The following is a 20,385-nucleotide window of genomic DNA, read 5'->3' as shown; positions in this document are numbered from 1 at the left end:
CTGGACTCACGACTGCTTCGCAGCCGAACGCAGCCTCGCGGGCTCGGCAGCTGCTACAAAGGGTGTCGCGGCTGAAAATTACCCTGAAGCGCTGTTCTTCAGGCATGAAAAAGCCCGCATCAAGCGGGCTTTTGTGTATCCGGCGGCGCCAGGGTTACAGCTCCTTGACGGTCCGAACCTGGTCTTTGTTGATGCGGGTCTGTTTGCCGTCGAGCTGTTCGAATTCGTAGAAACCGGAATCCTTGTCGAACCGTGGCGTGTCGACGGCCTGGATTTCTCGACCGTCATTCAAGGTGATCACTGTAGGCGATGCGCAACCGGCGAGGGTGGCAAGGCCCAGTGCGAGCATGAAAGTGGCGAGGGTCCGTTGAGTCATGAGTTGTGTCTCCGAAAAAGAATTCTTTGGTTGCTGAACTTGAGACGTGCACCGTCCACGCAAGTTCCTGATCAATATCAGTCTGACACAGTGTCATGACCGCTTAAAAGTTCCGGCGTGTTGAGATTTGCCAGCCGAGGGTCGTTGTCCGGGCATTGCAGCGCGGTCGCGCCGAGCTTGCGCATCAACCGGCCAGGGCTGCGCTCACCCTCGCTCCAGGCATTCTCGAATGCTGCCCTGTGTAGCACGGGAATCACACACAACAACGGCTCCCAGTGGTCATCATGCCGCACCATCAACGGCTTGTCCGGATGCTGGTTGGCGGCCTCGCGCATAGTGCCGATCAGCGCGGCATCGATGCCCGGAACGTCACACGGCATGACCAGCAGATGGCTATGGCGAGCAGCTTTCAGGCCTGCGCGAATACCGGCCAGTGGCCCGGGGAAGTCACCTTCATCATCGTGGACCAACTGGTCGGCGTAGGGGGCATACTTCTCAAGGTTTCGATTGCAGGAGATGATCAGGTCATCGGTCAGCGGGCGGGTCTTGCGATGCAAGTGAGCAATCAGCGGTTCGCCGCGCCAGTCCAGCAACCCTTTGTCCCGCCCCCCCATGCGTTGGCCGCGGCCGCCCGCCAGGAGCAGAATGGAGCAGGGTGGCAATTGTGAATTCGTGGTCATGGCAGGCCTCCATGGGGGCGGCGAAAAAACGGAGCGCTGTGATATAACACCGGGCTGTTTCTCCTACAACTGGACGAGCCTATGAAAGCCAAGGCTGATGTACCTTTCGCACCGCTGAATATTGCAGTGCTGACGGTCAGCGATACCCGCACACTGGAAACCGACACCTCAGGTCAGGCCTTTGTCGACGGCTTGACCGCTGCCGGTCATTATCTGGCCGCCCGGGTGTTGCTCAAAGATGATCTCTACAAAATTCGCGCGCAAGTCGCCAACTGGATTGCCGACGATGTCGTGCAGGTGGTGCTGATCACCGGCGGCACCGGTTTTACCGGGCGCGACAGCACGCCGGAAGCCGTCGGTTGCCTGCTGGACAAACAAGTCGATGGATTTGGTGAGCTGTTCCGCCAGATCTCGGTTGCCGATATCGGCACCTCGACCGTTCAGTCCCGGGCGTTGGCCGGCCTGGCCAACGGCACGCTGGTTTGCTGCTTGCCGGGCTCGACCAATGCCGTGCGCACCGCTTGGGACGGCATACTGGCCGAGCAGCTGGATTCGCGGCATCGGCCGTGCAATTTCGTGCCTCATTTGAAACAGGCCGCGCCTTGTGAATCCCGTGGGTAAGCCTGGCAAGTCCGGCAGCCTGATGCCTGTCGAGCAGGCGTTGGCGCGCTTGCTGGAAATGGCCGAGGCCTCGAGGATTGTCGAGCGTGAACGCTTGCCGTTGGCGCAGGTACAAGGGCGTGTGCTGGCTGAAGATCTGGTGTCGACGCTCGATCTGCCGCCCTGGCCCAACAGCGCCATGGACGGTTATGCCTTGCGCATGGCTGACTGGGCGGGAGAGCCGTTGCTGGTCAGTCAGAAGGTGTTTGCCGGTCAGGCCCCCGATCCGTTGCAGCCGGGAACCTGTGCGCGCATTTTCACCGGCGCGCCTGTTCCCGCCGGTGCCGATTGCGTCGAGATGCAGGAAAACGCCGAGGTTCTGGCCGATGAGCGAGTACGTTTCACTCAAACCTTGACCCAAGGCCAGAACATTCGCCCACAAGGCCAGGAAACCACCGTCGGCGAGTTGATTCTGCCGGCAGGTACGCGGCTGGGACCGATCGAGCAAGGATTGGCTGCCTCCTTGGGATGCGCTGAGCTGGAAGTGGTTCGCAAGGTGCGCGTGGCGGTGCTGTCTACCGGCGACGAGTTGATTGAGCCAGGGCAGACGCTGGGGCCGGGACAGATCTACAACAGCAACCGGGTGTTGTTGTGTAGCTGGTTGCAGCGTTTGGGGTGTGAGGTCGTCGACGCGGGAATTCTGCCGGACAATCTGGAAACCACTCGCTCCCGATTGGGTGAGTTGAAGGATGTCGACCTGATCCTCTCGACCGGTGGCGTATCGGTGGGGGAAGCCGATTTTCTGGGCATCGCCTTGCGCGAAGAGGGCGAATTGACGCTGTGGAAACTCGCCATCAAGCCCGGTAAACCGCTGACGTTCGGGCATTTTCGCGGTGTGCCGGTGATCGGCTTGCCGGGCAATCCGGCATCGACTCTCGTGACATTTGCCTTGTTGACCCGGCCCTATCTCCTGCGCCGTCAGGGTGTGCAAGACGTAGAGCCGCTGAAGGTGCAGGTGCCGGCGGGGTTTGACTGGCTCCAGCCTGGCAATCGGCGTGAGTATTTGCGCGGACGGCTGGAAAACGGCAGGGCGACGATCTACAAAAACCAGAGTTCCGGTGTGCTGCGCAGCGCTGCCTGGGCTGATGGACTGGTAGAGGTCCTGGAAGGTCGCACGCTGGTTCAGGGCGATAGCGTTTTCTTCATTCCGCTGAGCGAAGTCCTGGGCTGATAGCTTCGGCGGCTTTGTCACGCAAGACCCGGTTGATTGAACCGGGTCTTGCGTGGTTGGCCACTCAATGCGCCAGAAGCAATGAAATGACCTGCTCGAAACGGCTATTGGCGATCCAGCCAAGGAGGCCGAGGATCACGGCTGTTCCGCAGGCGGAATAGACAAGCCGGTGCTTGATGGATTTGACGTCATCCCGGGCTTCTTCCATGTCCCTGCGTATGCACTTGAGGTGTGTTTCCAGCTCGATGACGCGAGGTTCCATATCAACTTCTCCCGTGGCTTTTGTGCTGTTGCGGCATTCAGCTCGATGGCCTGCATTTTTTTTGTCTGTGAGCGGCAAGACCGAAATGGCCGGTGACGCGAGGTTTTGGCGTTGCATGGCACGTCCTTGTGATATCCAGCTGTCGCCCAAAAATCTATCAATTCAGATTTCCGGTCAATTGAGCCGATTCCTCATGTTTTGTAAGAAAAGTCCTGTTGTGTGAGGACCAAGACTTTTTCGGCTGCAAATAATTCGATTTCTTGCGACTTTTACCGGAGCCTTCGCGGTCAACATCTCCCAGATGCCGTTCAAACGGGGAGTGAAGTGATGAGCGATCGCAAGGCGCTATTGATTCTGCATGGCAAGCAAGCGCTCAACGAAGCGGTTCGCACCGCCGTCGAAAAACGGCGTGAGCGAGGTTGGGAACTGGCTGTTCGGATGACCTGGGAAGCCGGCGATGCGCAGAGGCTGGTGGGCGAAGCGCTGGCGGCCGGGTATCGATACATCATTGCCGGTGGTGGCGATGGCACCTTGCGCGATATTGCCGAAGCCATGGCTGAGCATCCAGAAAAGGCCAGCCTGGTATTGATGCCGCTAGGTACCGCCAATGATTTTGCGCGTGCGGCGGGTGTGCCCCTGGAGCCAGATCAGGCGCTGGAGCTGCTTGATCGCGTGCCGACCGCCATTGATCTGGGGGAGGTCGACGGGCAGATATTCCTGAATATGGCGACCGGTGGGTTCGGCAGTCATGTCACGGCGAACACGCCGGAGGATCTGAAGAAAATCCTCGGCGGTGCGGCGTACCTGTTCACTGGCCTCTCACGCTTCAATGAGCTGCATACCGCCTACGGTGAATTGCAGGGGCCGGATTTTCACTGGAGTGGCGACCTGCTGGCACTGGGCATCGGCAATGGCCGGCAGGCCGGCGGTGGGCGGGCGTTGTGCCCGCAGGCACTGGTTGATGACGGTTTGCTGGATGTCAGCATCCTGCCGGCACCGCAGGAGGTGGTCGGGACCTTGAAAAACCTGCTGACCGAAGGTTTTGGCATCGACAGCATGTTTGTCCGGGCGCGCCTGCCCTGGGTCGAGATCAAGGTTTCGGAAGGGCTTTGCATCAACCTTGATGGCGAGCCGCTGGAAGGGGACAACCTGCGTTTCTCGGTGCGCCCGGCGGCGTTACTCGTGCATCTGCCCGAGGGTTCGCCGCTGTTACGGGCCAGCGAAGTACCTAGTCATCGAGGCTGATGATTTGTTCACGCACGGCAAATAGCACGAGGCCTGCCACATCGTAGATCTGCAAGCGCTTCATGACCTGCGAGCGGTGAGTTTCGACGGTCTTGACGCTCAGCCCCAGGCCGTTGGCGATCTCTCGGGTGGATTTTCCGCGAACGATCAACCGCAGGATTTCCAGCTGACGTGCCGTCAGGTTGTGCGAGTCGGCGGGTTCGGCCTGGTGCTTCTGGTTTCGGGTCAGCGCCTGGTTAATCACGGTATGGGCAATGGCCGGGCTCAGATAGCGCTCGTTGTTGCGCAAGGCCTCCAGTGCGTGTTCGAGTTCAGTCGCCGTGGTGTCCTTGAGCAGGTAGCCATGGGCTCCGGATTCCAGCGCCTGCATGATCAGGGCCGGGTCGGTGTGCATCGAGAGGATCAGCACCTTGCTCTGCGGGCGCACTCGCTTGAGCTGCTGCAGGGCTTCGAGGCCGCCGGTCTGGCGCATCGAAATATCCAGCAGGACAATATCCGGGGACAGATGCCCGACCATTTCGAGCAGCTGCGAGCCGTCACTGGCCTCACCGATGACGGCATAGCCGGGCAGATCCATTACCAGGGCGCGCACGCCAGCCCTGATCAGCGAGTGGTCATCCACCAGTAGTAAATTACAAGTCAATGCATAACCTTATTCGAACTGGCCCGTTCGAGCGCACGGGGCGCCCAGGGAAAAAGAGCTTCGATTTGAGTGCCTTTGCCCGGCTCGCTGGTCACGGTCAGTGTGCCGCCCAGTTGATCGATCCGTTCCGACATCCCGGCCATTCCGCGCTGCCCTTCACGACCGGGGTCTGTTGCGGGGGCGAAGCCCTGACCATCGTCGCTGATCTGCAACTTCAGGCCTTGGGGCAGGCGCTGCAGGCACACTAGCAGGTTCTTGGCCTGGGCATGTCGCAGGATGTTGGTGACCGCTTCCTGGGTGATACGGAAAGCTGCCACGGCCATTTCCTCCGGTATACCGGTCAGGCGCTGCTGGCATTCCAGGCTCCAGTGCACCGGGGTGTTGGCCAGGGTCTTGAGCAGGTGCGCCCGCAGACTGGCTTCCAGCCCAAGGCTGGTCAACTGCCGGGGATTGAGAATGGCGGATACGTCACGAACCTTGGCCAGGGTTTCTTCCAGCGTGTCGCAGAGGACCGCGCATTGTCCCTGGAGCTCTTCGGGCATCCGGCGTTTGAGCCAGTCACTTTGCAGTTTGGCGGCGGTCAGCAATTGACCGATGTCGTCATGCAGTTCGCGGCTCAATCGGTGACGCTCGTTTTCCTGGACCTGCAACAGTCGGTCGGCCAGTTCCTGGGGCTGGAATTTGATCGATTTGCGCGAGAGGCAGTACTGCACGGCAACACTGGTCAGCGTCGCAACGTTGAGCACCAGCAAAGACAGGGGCAACGGCATGGACAAGCCATAGGCCAGTAGACTGCCGAGGGTCGAGCAGGCGCATAGCGACAGCGTAAATGTGCGTGCATTTTCCCGGGAGGGTGGCCACTTGGCGATTGACTTGAGGCTGGCGTGCATAGCGGATGGAGCCAATGGATGTTCGCTGCGGGCTGACCGGTCATGCTGGCTGACAGGCCCCTGTTTTTTATGTGGAGCGCCGACGAGTTCAGCTGCGAACTGCAGCGAACTGTATCCGGCTGCAATTCACACTGCCATTAATTGGCGTCAACTAACAGGCGGCATAGTAGCACTTAAGATACCGTTGGTCGCGTCCGTATATATGTCCGAAAAGTCAGGAGTCCAGTCGTCTGGACGATGATTCCATAATGGAACAAGTTGGTTGTTGCCGTCGCAAAATGCCGATTACCCCGGGTTTTGTTGATATCAGGCAATACCCGGGTCAAGGCAGGCGCGCAATTGTCGATGGGCAAGAGTGGTTGTTAAAAAGATGTCGCTTACAGCTATGAGATATTCATTTGCGACATGTGCGCACTCAAGTTATAGCGCGGTATTGATTAGCGGAACATGCCATGCGGCATGCTTTGACAGGTTCAGGCCTGTCGCTCCGAATAGGAGACGAGGGTGAAAGGCCTGGCGTTGACCGGTGGTTGAAACCGGCTTTGCCCTACCTGGAAGGCAAAGGCTTCTATCAGGGTGGCCTGCTCGCTGTCGTCGAGACTGAGTTGTCCGGTGGTCTGGTCGATGAGTTCGAGTTGCCAGGCAATCAGGGTCAGGCAGTCTTTCAGGGCACTGAGCGCCTCGTCGTGCAGGCTCATGGTGTTCTGAGCATGATTGAGCAGGCCATGAATATGCAGAGAGAATTCAGACACGGCTGCCAACGCCAGGGTATCGGCCTTGTTGGCCAGCTTGAGCAATGTGCTGAGCATGCAGTCGATGGCGTCCTTGTCATTGCGGATCAGCTGCAGATGACTCAGGCATTCCTCGGTTTTAGCCAGGAGTTTTTCAGCCTCGACAAGAAACTCCGGGAGCCGCTGGGCCCACTCTTTATGGTCGTTCGGCATACTTATCTCCACAACGTCATGTCAAATGAGGGGATATCGTGTGTGTCGACGAGGGCGGTCGGAACCCCGGCATTGCCGAGTCGTCGGGTCAACCAACTGCGGCTGGCCCGGAAGCAGGCAGGGGAACACGAGAAGGTGGTTGGCCACTGACTTGCGATCGCACACAAAAGCCTGACTCCGTTCATGCAATGAGAATGGCGTCACATTAATGGCTATTGGATATTGCGAATATCAGGTTGCACCTGATTGTTGGTAGGGGAATCCCTTACGCAGGGGAACCTTTCGCGAGAACCAGGGTCGCGTGGCGTAGAAGTGCAGCAGATGTAATCACGGCGCCAGTAAAGCATGATGTTAATGTGACATCAATGGCCGGGCGTGGCATTTTAGAGAGGGTCAAGCTTCGGCAAAAACAGCCGATAACCTTCCTTAAGTGAATTCATCCGAACAAGACCTGGAGTCATTGATGGCCGGCATTCTCGACACGGTAGACCAACGCACGCAACTGGTGGGTGAGAATCGCCTGGAAATTCTCATGTTCCGGCTCGCCGGACGGCAATTGTTCGCGATCAACGTCTTTAAAGTACAGGAAGTCCTCCAACTGCCAAAGTTGACACTGATGCCACAGCGCCATCCCTTTGTGTGCGGCGTGGTCAACCTGCGTGGCCAGACCCTGCCGGTGATCGATCTGTCCCAGGCCATTGGCATGCGCCCGTTGGTGCCGGGGCCTGGCAGCACGATTATCGTCACCGAATACAACCGTTCGGTTCAGGCTTTCCTGGTCGGTGGCGTGGACCGGATCGTCAACATGAACTGGGAAGCCATCCTGCCGCCCCCGAGCAGCGCCGGCCGCCAGCACTACTTGACAGCCATCAGCAAGGTCGATGACCAACTGGTGGAAATCATCGACGTCGAAAAGGTCCTGGCCGAAATCGTCCCGTACAACGCCAAGGTCTCCCGCGACAAGCTCGAAGATCCGGTGCTGGAGCGGGCCCGTGGCCGTGAGGTGCTACTGGTGGACGACTCCAACGTGGCCCTGGCGCAATTGCGCGATACCCTTGGGCAACTGGGCGTGAAGATGCACATCGCCAGCGATGGGTTGAAGGCCTTGAACATGCTCAAGGCCTGGGCCGATACCGGCGTGGACATGACCGAAAAACTGCTGATGGTCTTCACCGATGCGGAAATGCCGGAAATGGATGGTTATCGCCTGACCACCGAGATTCGCAACGACCCGCGCCTGCGCGGTTTGTACGTGGTGCTGCACACCTCGCTGTCCGGCAGCTTCAACGACTCGATGGTGAAAAAGGTCGGCTGCGACAATTTCCTTTCCAAGTTCCAGCCGGACAAACTCGTCGACGTGGTGCGCCAGCGTCTGATGCTTGACGAAGTGCCGGCCTAAGAGGGGCCTGCACAACCTGTGGGAGCGGGCTTGCTCGCGAAGGCGGTGTGACAGTTGGCATTGTTATCGACTGACACACCGCCTTCGCGAGCAAGCCCGCTCCCACAGGTTTGCGGTGTCTGATTGTCAGTCTTTGATTCGATCATCAAGCTCGTATAGGGTGACGTTTTGCCTGACAGGGAGCTGGCTATGTTGCGTCTGAGCGCGCTGTATCGTTATCCGTTGAAGTCCGCCAAGGGCGAGACGCTGCAACAAAGCAGTCTCGATAAACTCGGTCTGGACGGCGATCGCCGCTGGATGCTGGTGGATGAAGCCAGCGGTCGTTTCCTGACCCAGCGTGCGGTGGCGCAGATGAGCCAGTTGTCGGCGTTGTGGAATGCCGAGGGTGGCTTGACTCTCAGCGCGCCTGGCCATTCGCCGATCGACGTAGCCTTGCCCGGCAACGATGCAGAACTGCGTGGCGTGACGATCTGGCGCGATACCTTGCGAGTCCCCGATGCAGGCGATGCAGCCGGAGCCTGGGTCAGCCAGTTCATTGGAAAGCCGACACGCCTGGTGCAAGTGCCGCTGGATCGGGCGCGGATGACGGAGGCCGGCTACGGCAAGGATGACGACCAGGTGGCGTTCGCCGACGGTTATCCGCTGTTGCTGATTGGCCAGGCCTCCCTCGAGGACTTGTCGCAACGGGTCGGGCGTCCGTTGGAGATGCTGCGTTTCCGGCCGAACCTGGTGATCGAAGGCAGTGCAGCGTTCGCCGAGGACGGCTGGAAGCGTATCCGTATCGGCGAGGTCGAGTTCCGCGTGGTCAAGTCCTGCTCACGCTGCATCCTGACCACCATCGACCCGCAGACCGGGGAGCGCAGCGAAGACCGCGAACCCCTGGCCACCTTGCAGAAATACCGCTCCCAGGCGGACGGTGCAATGTTCGGCCAGAACCTGGTCAACGACGGCTACGGTCGACTCGAAGTCGGCATGCCGGTGGAGATCCTCGAGTAACGTTGCGCAGAATAAAAAATGCCCGTGTCGAAAAAACACGGGCATTTTTTATTGCGCTGAAGTCCGGCGGGTTTAGCCGCGGTATTCGCACAGGTAAGCGGTGTCGACGGCGACTTTCAGCTGGAACTTGCTGTTGGCCGGCACGTTGAACTGGCTGCCGGCGGCGAAGGTTTCCCAGTCGCTGCTGTCTGGCAGCTTGACGGTCAGTGCACCGCTGACCACGTGCATGATTTCACGCTGGCTGGTGCCGAATTCGTACTCGCCCGGAGCCATGACGCCGATGGTCGCTGGACCTTCTGCGGTGCCAAAGGCGATCGACTTGACGGTGCCGTCGAAGTACTCGTTGACTTTAAACATGGGCGATTCCTCGAAAAGGGCTAAAAAGGGCCGGCCAGTATGCACAAGGCCCCGGGAGTCGTCACCTGTCTAGAGCGGAAGAACCAGCGGCAGCAGGCGTGCGGTATTGCGCGCATCTTCCAGCGCCCGGTGTTGCTGGCCGGTGAACTGCAGGCCGGCCAGTTGCAGGGCGCCGTTGAGCCCCAGCGGGCGTTCCAGGCGCCTGGCCTTGGCAAAGCGCTGCTTGAGGTTCATGTGCGGCACGTTGGCCAGCACGCTGGCGAGTTCCAGGCGCTGCCATTCCTGAAGCAGTTGTTTGCGATCGTAATCGCCCCAACTGACCCAGCCTTCCAGTCGCGTGTGGTGATGGCCGAGCCAGCGTTCAAACGCCGGCCAGACTTCGCCCAGCGGTTGCGCGGCATCGATGTTGGCTTGGGTGATGTGCGTCAGCTCGCGGCAAAACGGCGTCAGTAACGGCCGCCGCACAGGGCGGACGAAGCGCTGGAAGTGGTCCAGTTCGCGTCCCTTGCGGTCTACCAGAGTGGCGCCGATTTCGATGATTTCCATATCCGTTACGGGCCAACCCCCTTCATCGGTGGTGGCCTCCAGATCAATGACCAGCCAATGAGGCATTGCAGGGTTCCTGGTATCCGCGTCCTGTAGGGTTTGAGCGTAGCCAAACCCGACAGTTCCGCCTAGCGGCTTATTCGACCTCCAAAAGAATCTGCCGGTTTTTCACTTGATCCCCGACTTTGACTTGCAAGCGTTTGAGAACACCGTCGACGCCCGATTTCAATGGGTGCTCCATTTTCATCGCCTCCAGCACCACCAGCAGTTGGCCCTTGGTCACCCGGCTGCCTTCATTGACCAGGACGTCGACAATCGCCCCGTCCATCGGGGCCTTGAGGGTGCCGGAGCTGACGCTGGCCTGGCCGGTAACCTGCGCCTGAGTGCGATCCACGAACTGCAGGCTGCCCGGCCGGGTAAACAACCAGAGACGCCCGGCCTCCAGGCGATAAGCGTGGCGTTGGCGAACGCCTTCGATTTCCAGGGTGGCCCGGCGTCCGTCGCTGTGGATGATCTTCAGTTCGAGGCTGCGCCCGGCGACCTGAATGCGCAACGGCTCGCCCGGGATCGCCTGCAACGCCACCGGCCAGTCCTGATCCTCAAGGCCGATGCGATAGTGCAGCGGCACGCTGGCATTGTTGCGCCAACCGGCAAGAGGGGCCGGGTGAGCCTGTGCCGCCGCCTGATAAAACAGGGCGGTGGCGATGGCCAAGTGGTGCGCACCAGGGGGGGCACGATGCATGCAGGGGTGGTCGGCGAAATGCTGCGGGATGAACCCGGTGCTGAAATCACCGCTGGCGAACTGCGGGTGTTCCAGCAGGCTGGCAAGCAGGCGTTGATTGCTTTGCAGCCCCAGCAGCACGCTGTCTTGTACCGCCCGCAGCAATTTGCGCCTGGCTTCTTCGCGGGTGGCACCGTGGGCGATGAGCTTGCCGAGCATCGGGTCGTAGAAAGGACTGATGAGCTGGCCTTCGACCAGGCCGTGGTCGATCCGTACGCCGTCCTGCAATGCCGGCTCCCAGGCCACGACGCGCCCTGTTTGCGGCAGGAAACCCTGGGCCGGGTCTTCGGCATACAGGCGCACTTCCATGGCATGGCCGGTGAGTTGCACCTGATCCTGGCGCAAGGGCAGCGGTTGCCCTTCTGCGATGTTCAGTTGCCAGGCCACCAGGTCCAGCCCGGTGATCAGTTCGGTCACCGGGTGCTCCACTTGCAGCCGGGTGTTCATCTCCAGGAAATAGAACTGCCCGCGCGCATCCAGCAAAAACTCCACGGTGCCCGCGCCGACGTACTTCACCGCTCGCCCGGCCTTGAGCGCCGCTTCGCCCATGGCCTGGCGCAGCTCGGCGGTCATCACCGGGCAGGGCGCTTCCTCGATGACTTTCTGATGCCGGCGCTGCACCGAGCAATCGCGTTCGCCGAGGTAAATCAGGTTGCCATGCCGGTCACCGAACAACTGGATCTCGACGTGACGGGGTTCGACCAGTGCCTGTTCGAGAATCAGTTCGCCGCTGCCAAAACCGTTCAGGGCTTCGGAGCGCGCGGTGCGAATCTGTTCCAGCAAGTCGCTGGCGTCGTGTACCAGGCGCATGCCGCGTCCACCGCCGCCGGCGCTGGCCTTGATCATCAATGGATAGCCGATGCGCTCGGCCTCGCGGCTCAGGGTGGCGTCGTCCTGCCCGGCGCCTTGATAGCCGTTGATGCACGGCACACCGGCTTCGATCATGGCGATCTTCGACAGGCGCTTGCTGCCCATCAGTTCGATGGCCTCGGGGCTGGGGCCGATGAAGGTGATGCCGGCATCCCTGCACGCGAGGGCAAACCCGGCGTTTTCCGAGAGGAAGCCGTAGCCCGGATGGATCGCATCCGCGCCTGTACGCCGGGCTGCGTCGAGGATGGCCGGGATGTTCAGGTAAGACTGTTGCACCGGGGCAGGACCGAGCTTGACCGACTCGTCGGCCATCCGCACGTGCAGCGCATCGGTGTCGGCATCGCTGAACACGGCGACCGTGCGATAACCCAGCGCCTGGACCGTGCGCTGGATGCGGCAGGCGATTTCACCGCGGTTGGCGATGAGGATTTTCTTGAGTCCGGGCATGGGTTGGCTCTCTGGTTTTTGCGGTGTCTGGTCGGGCCTCTTCGCGAGCAAGCCCGCTCCCACATTTGAAATGCATTCCAGTGTGGGAGCTGGCTTGCCAGCGAAGCTTTTCAGGAGGCCCAGCCCGGTTTGCGTTTTTGCACGAAGGCCATCGTTCCCTCGACGCCTTCGGCTCCGGTCACCGCTTCGCTGAACCATTGCGCCGCTTGATCCAGCAGGGCATCCGACGGCTGTCCGGCACTGGCCAGCAAGAGTTTCTTGGTCATTGCATTCGCCTCTGGCGCACAACACAACACATGGGCCAACACCTCATCTAGGCGTTCGGCCAGGGCCTGCGGATCGTGCTCGACAAAATGCACCAACCCCATGCGCCGCGCCTGGGTACCATCGAAACGCGCCGCCGTCAGGGCCAGGCGCCGGGCCTGGGTCAAGCCGATGCGCTGCACCACGAACGGCGCGATCTGCGCCGGCAACAGGCCGAGGCTGGTTTCCGGCAGGCCGAATTGCGCCTGGTGATCGGCCAGGGCGATATCGCTGACGCAGGCCAGTCCGAGACCTGCGCCGAGCACCGCACCCTGCAGCACCGTGATCACCACTTGCGGTGCGTGTTGCACCTCTTGCAACAGCGCGCCGAACACCCGGTTCAGATCCCGGTGCGCAGTCGAGCCTTGAGCGCGGGCGTTGGCCATGTCCTTGATGTCGCCACCGGCACAGAAGTGCCCGCCGACGCCGCCGATCACCAGTGCGCGAACCCCGGGTTTATCGCGTACTGCAGCCAGCACAGCGCGCAACTCGGAAACCATCTGCAGGCTCATCGCGTTACGGCATTCCGGGCGGTTGAGGGTGATGTGCAACACGCCGTTGTGCAGTTCCAGCAGCAAGGTCTGGCAAACCGGCAGGTTGTTCATTTCTTTTTCCCCGGCAGAATACCCATGAGTTTGCAGATGATCCCCAGCATGATTTCGTCGGCGCCACCGCCGATCGACACCAGCCGTACATCGCGGTAAGCCCGGGCCACCGGGTTGTCCCACATGAAGCCCATACCGCCCCAGTATTGCAGGCAGCTATCACTGACTTCGCGGCCCAGCCGCCCGGCCTTGAGCTTGGCCATGGAGGCCAGGCGCGTGACGTCCTGGCCTTTGATGTATTGCTCGGTGGCCTGATAGACCAGCGCCCGCAGGCATTCGATTTCGGTTTGCAGTTCAGCCAGGCGGAAGTGGATCACCTGATTGTCGATCAGCGCGTTGCCGAAGGTTTTGCGCTCCTTGCAGTATTCGATGGTGCTGTCGACGCAGTACTCCAGGCCCTTGATCATGTTGGCCGCGCCGAACAGGCGTTCTTCCTGGAACTGCAGCATCTGCATCATGAACCCCGCGCCTTCATGGCCGATGCGGTTGCGCTGCGGCACGCGTACATTGTCGAAAAACACCTGGGCGGTTTCCGAACTGCGCATGCCGAGCTTGTCCAGGTGGGAGCTCAGGCTGATACCCGGCGTGTTCATCGGCACCATGATCAGCGATTTATTGATGTGCGGCTTGTCGTCCGAGGTGTTGGCCAACAGGCAGATGAAGTCGGCGCTGGGCGAGTTGGTGATCCACATCTTGCTGCCGTTGATCACGTAGTCGTCGCCGTCCTTGCGCGCCGTGGTTTTCAGCCCGGCGACATCAGAGCCTGCGCCGACTTCGGAGACACCGATGCAGCCGACCTGCTCGCCGCTGATGGCCGGGCGCAGGAATTCCTCGCGCAGCTCATCGGAGCCGAACCGTGCCAGCGCAGGCGTGCACATGTCGGTCTGCACGCCGATGGACATCGGAATGCCGCCGCAATGAATGGTGCCGAACTCTTCGGCGGCGACGATCGAATAGCTGTAGTCGAGCCCCATGCCGCCGAATTTTTCCGGTTTGGAAATACCCAGCAACCCGAGGTCACCGGCCTTGCGGAAGATTTCGTGGATGGGGAAGCGTCCGGCCTTTTCCCATTCCTCGACGTGGGGGTTGATCTCGTGCTCGACGAACTGGCGAACGGTGCGGCGCAGTGCTTCGTGTTCCTGGGTGAAGATCATTTTTATTGTTCTCCTTGAGCCGGCCTAGAGCCGGGCTACGCCAAAACTGTTGGCTTGCAATGGCCGCACCTGGGCCTCTTGACAGATATCCAGCAGATAACCAAGCAAGGTCCGGGTATCGCGCGGGTCGATCAAACCGTCGTCCCACAGATTGGCGCTGCCGTAGAGCGCCGTGGACTGGCTGTCGAGTTTCTGCGCGGTGACCTGTTCGAGCATGTCGAGCATTTTCGGATCGGGCACCAGGCCGTCCTTGGCCTGTTTGGCCTCGGTGACGATGCGCAGCACTTTGCCCGCTTGGGCGCCACCCATCACGGCGGTGCGGCTGTTGGGCCAGGCGAAGATGAATCGCGGGTCGAGGCCGCGACCGCACATTGCATAGTTTCCCGCGCCGTAGGAGCCACCGACGACGATGGTCAGCTTCGGCACCCGGGCGTTGGCCACCGCCTGAATCATCTTCGCGCCGTGCTTGATCACGCCTTGCTGTTCCGATTCGGTACCGACCATGAACCCGGTGGTGTTGTGGAAAAACAGCAGCGGCGTCTGGCTCTGGTCGCACAGCTGGATGAACTGGGCGGCCTTGCTCGCACCTTTGGGCGTGATCGGGCCGTTGTTGCCGATGAAACCACAGGCGCGGCCCTGAATTTTCAGATGACCGCACACAGTCTGCTGATCGAACTCGCCCTTGAATTCAAGAAAGTTCGAAGCGTCGGCAATACGGGCGATGATTTCGCGCACGTCATAGGGCTTTTTCGGATCATCCGGGATCAGCCCCAGCAGTTCGTCGATGGGGTAGAGCGGTTCCTCCCAGCGACGTTCGGGTAGTGGGGGCAACTGCTCGTTCCATGGCAACAGGCTGACGATCTCGCGTACCTGACGCACGCCGTCGGCATCGTTTTCAGCCAGGTATTCGGCGGTGCCGGCGGTTTGTGCGTGCATCTCGGCACCGCCCAGTTCTTCATCGGTGGCGACTTCGCCGGTGGCGGCCTTGAGCAGCGGCGGGCCGGCGAGAAACAGCTTGGCCTTGCCGCGCACCACCACCACGTAATCCGACAGCCCCGGCTGATAGGCACCGCCCGCCGTGGCAGAGCCGTGCACTACGGTGACCTGCGGCAACCCCATGGCCGACATCCGTGCCTGATTGGCAAAGCTGCGCGCGCCTTCGACGAAAATTTCCGCCGCGTAATTGAGGTTGGCGCCGCCGCTTTCGGCAAGGGTGATCACCGGCAGTTTGTTTTCCATGGCGATCTGTTGCAGGCGCAGGGATTTCTTCAAGCCGCTGGGGGAGATGGTTCCGCCCCTGATCGCGCTATTGTTCGCCACCACCAGTACGCGCACGCCGGACACATAGCCGATGCCCGCAATCAAGCCGCCACCGGCGCTGCTGCCATCCTTGTCGTCATGCAGCTTGTAGCCGGCCAGGCTCGCCAGTTCGAGAAACGGCGCGCCAGGGTCCAGCAGCAGGTTGAGACGTTCCCGGGGCAGCAACTGGCCGCGCTTTTCGAACTTCGGCCTGGCTTCGGCAGCCTTGTTCAGCAGGTTCTGCTCGAGCACGCGAACTTGCTCGATGGCGCTCAGCATCGCCGCACGGTTCTGGGCGAACGGCTCGCTGTGGGGGTCGAGTTGCGACTGAATCACCGGCATGGGTTATTCCTTGTCCTTCAATACGTCGGGTATGTAGGCGCGGTGGAAACCGTTGTACGACTCGCTGTTGGTCGCCTTGTGGATCGGCCAGGCGCGGCCGCCGAGGCTGGCGGCGCCGTCGATGCGCAAGGTGCTGCCACTGACGAACGCCGCTGCCGGGCTGAGCAGGAAAACAATCGCCGCGCTGACCTCCGATTCGGTGCCGATGCGCTTGAGCGGCACATGTTCGCGCAGGGTCGGGATCACGGCCTTGAAGGCGCCTTCGTAGGTGTCCATGCCGCTGGAGGCTATCCACCCCGGGGCCACGGCGTTGACCCGCACCCCGGCATGACCCCATTCGTACGCGGCGGTCTTGGTCAGATTGTCCATGCCCGAACGTGCCGCGCCGGAGTGGCCCATGCCGGGCATGCCGCCCCACATGTCGGCGAGCATGTTGACGATGGCGCCGCCATGCTGGCTCATGGACTGGTTGAATACTTCCCGGGCCATCAGGAAACCGCCCACCAGATTGGTGCGCATCACGGTTTCGAAACCCTTCTGATTGATCGAGGCCAAAGGCGACGGGTACTGCCCGCCAGCGTTGTTGACCAGACCGTGAATGGGACCATGCTTGCGGATCAGTTCGCTGACCAGGTGCTGCACCGATTCCTCCTCGCGGATGTCGCAAACCGCCCAGTCGGCCTTGCCGCCGTCGTCGGCGATCTCCGCCGCAACGTTTTTCAGCTTGTCGGCCTTGCGCCCGACCAGCAGCACATGGGCGCCGAGGGCCGCCAGTTCGTGGGCGGTGCAGCGGCCGATGCCACTGCCGCCACCGGTGACGATGATGTTTTGGCCGGCAAACAAATCGGCTTTGAAAATCGAATCGTAGGCCATGGCGGCAATCCTCTAGTTGAACTGGTCGGCGATGCGCTGCGGCACCGGGATCTGGATTTCCAGCAGTTGCTGGGCGAAGGCCTTGCCTTGCGGATCGATGCGCAGGCTGGCGACACCGCCGCCGCCGAGGGCGTTCTCCAGCAGGAAATTCAGGCTGTGGCTGGCGGGCAAGTACCAGCGCTCGACTCGCCCGTGGACTGGATCGAGGACGTGGCCCATCCAGTCGACGATCACTTCCGGGGTCAAGGCTTCTGCAATCCATGGCAGGAATTGCGGCGCGCGGGCCATGACGCCGATGTTGCTGTGGTTGCCCTTGTCGCCCGAGCGGGCGACCGCCAGTTTGACCAGGGCCACGCTGGCGTCGGCCAGGCCAAGCGGTTTCGGTGGCGTGAGCGTGGCTGGCAGGTCCAGCGGGTCAAGCACATCGAGGGCGGGCAGGGCACACGGGTGGCGCTGGCCCATGAAATCAATGTCCAGCGTGCAGGCGGTTTTGTCGATCAGGAACGAGAACAGCCGGATCAGCGGATACACCGTTGGCCGGCCACCGACAATGCCGGTCAGCCCCGGCGCCATGCCGGTGGCGGCTTGGGCGATTTCCCGGGAGAACACGATCAACGCCTGCTTGTCCGGATGGCGCACCGCGAGTTTGATCACCACTTCGCGACTGTCCTGACGCTGGCCGTGGGGGCCGTAGGTTGCCTCGCTGCCCAGCAACTCGATACTCACGTCGCTGTAGGGCGCCCAGCCGCGCAGGCGGAACATTTCCGAGGTCTTGTTGATGATCGCATCACCGACCCGCCGCGCCTTGTCGACGGCATCGATGCCGGCGATCAGGCAACTGGCGGTGCAGCGGAAACCATCGGGGTACGTGGCGCTGACCTTGTATTGCGCGGTCGGCGGCAGGCCTTTGGCGCCATGCACCTGCACCGCGTTCTTGCCTTGTTGCAGCAGTTTGACCTGAGTGAAATCGCACACCACGTCGGGCAGCAGGTAGGCACGTGGGTCGCCGATTTCATACAGCATCTGTTCACCCACCGTCAGTGGCGTGACCAGCCCACCCGTACCTTCCGGTTTGCTGACGATGAACTGGCTGTCGGCGCTGACTTCGACGATGGGAAAACCGATGTGTTCGTAGTCGGGCACGTCGCGCCAGTCGGTAAAGTTGCCGCCCGTGCACTGGGCGCCGCATTCGATGATGTGCCCGGCCAGTGCCGCCTGGGCGAGCTTGTCGTAGTCGTGCCACGACCAGCCGAACTCATGCACCAGCGCGGCGCTGACCACCGCACTGTCGACCACGCGCCCGGTGATCACGATGTCCGCCCCCAGGCGCAGGGCTTCGACGATGCCGGGTGCACCGAGATAGGCGTTGGTCGAGACACACATCGATGGCAGGGGCGCGCCACTGAACATTTCATGAATGCCCAGGTTGCCCAGCTGTTTGAATTGCGGTTGCAGGTCGTCGCCCAGCAGCACGGCGATCTTCAGCGCCACCCCGGCCTTGTCGCAGGCCGCTTGCAGGGCGGCGGCACAGGCTTGGGGATTGACCCCGCCGGCATTGCTGATGACCCGGATGTTCTGCTGCGCGAGATGCGGCAGCAAGGGCGCGAGCACTTCGATGAAGTCGCCCGCATAGCCGGCCTGGGGATCTTTCATCCGCGCGCCGGCCATGATCGACAGGGTGATTTCGGCCAGGTAATCGAAGACCAGATAGTCCAGATGCCCGTGTTCGACCAGTTGCGCGGCAGCGGTCGAGGTATCGCCCCAGAAGGCACTGGCGCAACCGATGCGAATTGTTTTAGGCGCAGTCCATTCCATAACCACCTCCAACCGAAGTTCATCGACATTACCAAGCAAGCGCTTGGTTTGTAAATGACTTGATTATCTTCTGCCCAAGCGCTTGCTTGGTTGCATCCATGCGCTTAAATTGCCCGCGCAACCCCGCTGTTTTCGGGGGGATCTGCGTTATTGATTGAACGACTGTAGGAGAGAACGGGTGGACGAGCAAAAAGCCCTGAGGGTGATGCGCCAATTGGTCGACGATGGCCAACTGACCGACCCGGACAGCGCCCGTGGCAAGCTGCTGCAAGTGGCGGCCCACCTGTTCCGCAATAAAGGTTATGAACGCACGACCGTGCGCGACCTGGCCGGCGCCGTGGGCATTCAGTCGGGAAGCATTTTCCATCACTTCAAGAGCAAGGACGAAATCCTGCGGGCGGTGATGGAGGAGACCATTCTCTACAACACCGCGTTGATGCGTGCGGCCATCGCCGAGGCCGGCAATGTACGCGAGCAGGTGCTGGCGCTGATCCGGTGTGAATTGCAGTCGATCATGGGCGGCAGCGGCGAGGCCATGGCCGTGCTGGTCTACGAATGGCGCTCGCTGTCCGAAGAGGGTCAGGCCAAGGTCCTGGCGTTGCGGGACATCTACGAAGACATCTGGCTGCAAGTGCTGGGAGAAGCCAAGAGCGCCGGGTTTATCCGTGGCGATGTGTTCATCACCCGCCGCTTCCTGACCGGCGCATTGTCCTGGACCACGACGTGGTTTCGCGCCGGCGGCAGCATGAGTCTCGATCAGTTGGCCGATGAGGCGCTGATTCTGGTGCTGGAAGACCGGCAATAAGCTTGTATTGGCCTACATTAAACTGGCTAACTGGACGAAACCGCCTAGCTTGAATGCATTGGTACCGTTTTATTGGGGAGTGGGGGCGTTTTGATGGGTTCGCCAATTCGGTCAGCCTCACGGCTGTTGCTGTCGATGCTTGCGGTGTCAACGATGATGCCGTCCCAGGCTGCGCAACTGGTGCGCATTGGTGCCGCGCACTTTCCACCCTACACCGTGCGCCCGGAATCCGGGGCCGATACCGGGTTGCTGCCGCAACTGGTCGAAGCCCTGAATGCATCGCAAACTGACTACCAGTTTGTCCTGGTGCCCACTTCCATTCCCCGGCGCTTCGGTGATTTCAAGCAGGGCCGGGTCGACATGGCCATCTTCGAAAATCCCGCCTGGGGTTGGGAGGATATCCCCCACACAGCCGTCGACATGGGGCTGGAGGACGCCGAGATTTTTGTCGCGCAACACCTGCCCGATCGACAGCAAAGCTATTTTTCCGACCTGAAAGGCAAGCGCCTGGCACTGTTCAGCGGCTATCACTACGAGTTCGCCAACTTCAATGCCGACCCTCTGTACCTCGCGAAAAACTACAACGCCACGCTGACCTATTCCCATGACAGCAATCTGCTGATGGTATTACGCGACCGGGCCGACATTGCCCTGGTCACGCGCTCTTACCTGAACGACTATTTTTTGCGCAATCCGAATGTCGCCAAGGAGTTGTTGGCGTCCGATCGCATCGATCAGGTCTATCACCACTACGCAATTCTGCGTCCGACCGCGCCCATCAGCGGCGAGGCCTTCGGCAAGTTGTTGCAAGGCTTGCGGGACAACGGCCAGATGTTGAAGATTTTCCAGCCGTACAAGATTGCGCTGGTGCCGGTCCCGCGCAACGAACCGGCGCCACAAGCCGCCAAATGATGGTCTTTGC

At 61.0% G+C, this 20,385-nt stretch carries 21 protein-coding genes; 7 read left to right on the top strand and 14 right to left on the bottom strand.

Features of this window, described 5'->3' with window-relative positions; genetic code table 11:
* Window positions 1–154: 154 nt before the first annotated feature.
* Window positions 155–376 (bottom strand): YgdI/YgdR family lipoprotein, encoded by a 222-nt coding sequence (locus AC07W4_RS26030; RefSeq protein WP_429370781.1) that lies wholly within the window; start codon window positions 374–376, stop codon window positions 155–157.
* A 77-nt stretch (window positions 377–453) separates the two neighbouring features.
* Window positions 454–1,056, bottom strand: a complete 603-nt coding sequence (mobA, locus tag AC07W4_RS26025; protein WP_495034484.1) for a molybdenum cofactor guanylyltransferase MobA — start codon at window positions 1,054–1,056, stop codon at window positions 454–456.
* A gap of 81 nt (window positions 1,057–1,137) precedes the next feature.
* On the opposite strand from mobA, the gene moaB reads away from it, so the two are divergent.
* Both moaB and AC07W4_RS26015 read left to right on the top strand, forming a co-directional pair.
* Window positions 1,138–1,677, top strand: a complete 540-nt coding sequence (gene moaB / locus AC07W4_RS26020) for a molybdenum cofactor biosynthesis protein B (protein ID WP_046040604.1) — start codon at window positions 1,138–1,140, stop codon at window positions 1,675–1,677.
* A 22-nt stretch (window positions 1,678–1,699) separates the two neighbouring features.
* Window positions 1,700–2,887: a molybdopterin molybdotransferase MoeA gene (locus AC07W4_RS26015; RefSeq protein ID WP_495034485.1), complete on the top strand. Its 1,188-nt coding sequence runs from the start codon at window positions 1,700–1,702 to the stop codon at window positions 2,885–2,887.
* Window positions 2,888–2,951: 64 nt separating this feature from the next.
* Here the strand turns inward: AC07W4_RS26015 and AC07W4_RS26010 are convergent, their stop codons facing one another.
* A complete protein-coding gene (locus AC07W4_RS26010) occupies window positions 2,952–3,266 on the bottom strand; it encodes a hypothetical protein (protein ID WP_495034483.1) in 315 nt (104 codons plus the stop codon).
* A gap of 210 nt (window positions 3,267–3,476) precedes the next feature.
* Here AC07W4_RS26010 and yegS point away from each other — a divergent pair, with 210 nt between their 5' ends.
* Window positions 3,477–4,394, top strand: a complete 918-nt coding sequence (gene yegS / locus AC07W4_RS26005; RefSeq protein ID WP_495034482.1) for a lipid kinase YegS — start codon at window positions 3,477–3,479, stop codon at window positions 4,392–4,394.
* Here yegS and AC07W4_RS26000 read toward each other — a convergent pair.
* The 3 genes from AC07W4_RS26000 to AC07W4_RS25990 all read right to left on the bottom strand — a co-directional run bounded on the left by AC07W4_RS26000 (window position 4,378) and on the right by AC07W4_RS25990 (window position 6,871).
* A complete protein-coding gene (locus tag AC07W4_RS26000) occupies window positions 4,378–5,037 on the bottom strand; it encodes a response regulator (RefSeq protein ID WP_032829568.1) in 660 nt (219 codons plus the stop codon). The genes yegS and AC07W4_RS26000 overlap by 17 nt on opposite strands.
* Window positions 5,034–5,927: a sensor histidine kinase gene (locus AC07W4_RS25995; RefSeq protein ID WP_008049118.1), complete on the bottom strand. Its 894-nt coding sequence runs from the start codon at window positions 5,925–5,927 to the stop codon at window positions 5,034–5,036. The genes AC07W4_RS26000 and AC07W4_RS25995 overlap by 4 nt, the downstream gene beginning before the upstream one ends.
* Before the next feature lie 473 nt (window positions 5,928–6,400).
* The gene (locus AC07W4_RS25990) at window positions 6,401–6,871 is read right to left on the bottom strand and encodes a hypothetical protein (protein WP_495034481.1); all 471 of its coding nucleotides are present in this window, start codon (window positions 6,869–6,871) and stop codon (window positions 6,401–6,403) included.
* A gap of 463 nt (window positions 6,872–7,334) precedes the next feature.
* Here AC07W4_RS25990 and AC07W4_RS25985 point away from each other — a divergent pair, with 463 nt between their 5' ends.
* Complete coding sequence (locus AC07W4_RS25985) at window positions 7,335–8,270, top strand: chemotaxis protein CheV (protein ID WP_007973464.1); 936 nt, start codon at window positions 7,335–7,337, stop codon at window positions 8,268–8,270.
* Between the two features lie 189 nt (window positions 8,271–8,459).
* Window positions 8,460–9,266 (top strand): MOSC domain-containing protein, encoded by an 807-nt coding sequence (locus AC07W4_RS25980; RefSeq protein ID WP_495034480.1) that lies wholly within the window; start codon window positions 8,460–8,462, stop codon window positions 9,264–9,266.
* Between the two features lie 72 nt (window positions 9,267–9,338).
* Here the strand turns inward: AC07W4_RS25980 and ppnP are convergent, their stop codons facing one another.
* The 8 genes from ppnP to AC07W4_RS25940 form a co-directional block, all read right to left on the bottom strand.
* Complete coding sequence (ppnP, locus tag AC07W4_RS25975) at window positions 9,339–9,623, bottom strand: pyrimidine/purine nucleoside phosphorylase (protein WP_007940055.1); 285 nt, start codon at window positions 9,621–9,623, stop codon at window positions 9,339–9,341.
* A gap of 69 nt (window positions 9,624–9,692) precedes the next feature.
* Window positions 9,693–10,235, bottom strand: coding sequence for a 3'-5' exonuclease (locus tag AC07W4_RS25970; protein WP_495034479.1), 543 nt, complete (start codon window positions 10,233–10,235; stop codon window positions 9,693–9,695).
* 70 nt (window positions 10,236–10,305) lie between these two features.
* Window positions 10,306–12,267: an acetyl/propionyl/methylcrotonyl-CoA carboxylase subunit alpha gene (locus AC07W4_RS25965; protein ID WP_495034478.1), complete on the bottom strand. Its 1,962-nt coding sequence runs from the start codon at window positions 12,265–12,267 to the stop codon at window positions 10,306–10,308.
* Between the two features lie 110 nt (window positions 12,268–12,377).
* Window positions 12,378–13,175 carry an enoyl-CoA hydratase/isomerase family protein gene (locus AC07W4_RS25960; protein WP_495034477.1) on the bottom strand — a complete coding sequence of 266 codons (798 nt, stop codon included), beginning with the start codon at window positions 13,173–13,175 and terminating at the stop codon, window positions 12,378–12,380.
* Window positions 13,172–14,329 (bottom strand): citronellyl-CoA dehydrogenase, encoded by a 1,158-nt coding sequence (gene atuD / locus AC07W4_RS25955; protein WP_008049124.1) that lies wholly within the window; start codon window positions 14,327–14,329, stop codon window positions 13,172–13,174. The genes AC07W4_RS25960 and atuD overlap by 4 nt, the downstream gene beginning before the upstream one ends.
* A gap of 24 nt (window positions 14,330–14,353) precedes the next feature.
* Window positions 14,354–15,970 carry a geranyl-CoA carboxylase subunit beta gene (atuC, locus tag AC07W4_RS25950; protein ID WP_495034476.1) on the bottom strand — a complete coding sequence of 539 codons (1,617 nt, stop codon included), beginning with the start codon at window positions 15,968–15,970 and terminating at the stop codon, window positions 14,354–14,356.
* Window positions 15,971–15,973: 3 nt separating this feature from the next.
* Complete coding sequence (locus AC07W4_RS25945; RefSeq protein ID WP_008049126.1) at window positions 15,974–16,843, bottom strand: SDR family oxidoreductase; 870 nt, start codon at window positions 16,841–16,843, stop codon at window positions 15,974–15,976.
* Between the two features lie 12 nt (window positions 16,844–16,855).
* The gene (locus tag AC07W4_RS25940; RefSeq protein WP_495034475.1) at window positions 16,856–18,658 is read right to left on the bottom strand and encodes an acyclic terpene utilization AtuA family protein; all 1,803 of its coding nucleotides are present in this window, start codon (window positions 18,656–18,658) and stop codon (window positions 16,856–16,858) included.
* Window positions 18,659–18,836: 178 nt separating this feature from the next.
* On the opposite strand from AC07W4_RS25940, the gene AC07W4_RS25935 reads away from it, so the two are divergent.
* Together AC07W4_RS25935 and AC07W4_RS25930 are read left to right on the top strand one after the other, a co-directional pair.
* Entirely contained in the window at window positions 18,837–19,463 is a 627-nt protein-coding gene (locus AC07W4_RS25935) for a TetR/AcrR family transcriptional regulator (RefSeq protein ID WP_008049130.1), read from the top strand.
* A 93-nt stretch (window positions 19,464–19,556) separates the two neighbouring features.
* Complete coding sequence (locus AC07W4_RS25930; RefSeq protein ID WP_495034474.1) at window positions 19,557–20,375, top strand: substrate-binding periplasmic protein; 819 nt, start codon at window positions 19,557–19,559, stop codon at window positions 20,373–20,375.
* Window positions 20,376–20,385 lie beyond the last annotated feature (10 nt).

The sequence above is a fragment of the Pseudomonas sp. GW821-FHT02A08 genome (assembly GCF_059422045.1).
The sequence above is the reverse complement of the archived record's forward strand: the minus strand, read 5'-3'. Positions and strand labels throughout refer to the sequence as shown.

Bases quoted from the DNA above. Each gene is read 5' to 3' on its own strand.
- AC07W4_RS26030 (WP_429370781.1), bottom strand. From the start codon at position 376: ATGACTCAACGGACCCTCGCCACTTTCATGCTCGCACTGGGCCTTGCC.
- mobA (WP_495034484.1), bottom strand. From the start codon at position 1,056: ATGACCACGAATTCACAATTGCCACCCTGCTCCATTCTGCTCCTGGCG.
- moaB (WP_046040604.1), top strand. From the start codon at position 1,138: ATGAAAGCCAAGGCTGATGTACCTTTCGCACCGCTGAATATTGCAGTG.
- AC07W4_RS26015 (WP_495034485.1), top strand. From the start codon at position 1,700: ATGCCTGTCGAGCAGGCGTTGGCGCGCTTGCTGGAAATGGCCGAGGCC.
- AC07W4_RS26010 (WP_495034483.1), bottom strand. From the start codon at position 3,266: ATGCAACGCCAAAACCTCGCGTCACCGGCCATTTCGGTCTTGCCGCTC.
- yegS (WP_495034482.1), top strand. From the start codon at position 3,477: ATGAGCGATCGCAAGGCGCTATTGATTCTGCATGGCAAGCAAGCGCTC.
- AC07W4_RS25995 (WP_008049118.1), bottom strand. From the start codon at position 5,927: ATGCACGCCAGCCTCAAGTCAATCGCCAAGTGGCCACCCTCCCGGGAA.
- AC07W4_RS25990 (WP_495034481.1), bottom strand. From the start codon at position 6,871: ATGCCGAACGACCATAAAGAGTGGGCCCAGCGGCTCCCGGAGTTTCTT.
- AC07W4_RS25985 (WP_007973464.1), top strand. From the start codon at position 7,335: ATGGCCGGCATTCTCGACACGGTAGACCAACGCACGCAACTGGTGGGT.
- AC07W4_RS25980 (WP_495034480.1), top strand. From the start codon at position 8,460: ATGTTGCGTCTGAGCGCGCTGTATCGTTATCCGTTGAAGTCCGCCAAG.
- ppnP (WP_007940055.1), bottom strand. From the start codon at position 9,623: ATGTTTAAAGTCAACGAGTACTTCGACGGCACCGTCAAGTCGATCGCC.
- AC07W4_RS25970 (WP_495034479.1), bottom strand. From the start codon at position 10,235: ATGCCTCATTGGCTGGTCATTGATCTGGAGGCCACCACCGATGAAGGG.
- AC07W4_RS25965 (WP_495034478.1), bottom strand. From the start codon at position 12,267: ATGCCCGGACTCAAGAAAATCCTCATCGCCAACCGCGGTGAAATCGCC.
- AC07W4_RS25960 (WP_495034477.1), bottom strand. From the start codon at position 13,175: ATGAACAACCTGCCGGTTTGCCAGACCTTGCTGCTGGAACTGCACAAC.
- atuD (WP_008049124.1), bottom strand. From the start codon at position 14,329: ATGATCTTCACCCAGGAACACGAAGCACTGCGCCGCACCGTTCGCCAG.
- atuC (WP_495034476.1), bottom strand. From the start codon at position 15,970: ATGCCGGTGATTCAGTCGCAACTCGACCCCCACAGCGAGCCGTTCGCC.
- AC07W4_RS25945 (WP_008049126.1), bottom strand. From the start codon at position 16,843: ATGGCCTACGATTCGATTTTCAAAGCCGATTTGTTTGCCGGCCAAAAC.
- AC07W4_RS25940 (WP_495034475.1), bottom strand. From the start codon at position 18,658: ATGGAATGGACTGCGCCTAAAACAATTCGCATCGGTTGCGCCAGTGCC.
- AC07W4_RS25930 (WP_495034474.1), top strand. From the start codon at position 19,557: ATGGGTTCGCCAATTCGGTCAGCCTCACGGCTGTTGCTGTCGATGCTT.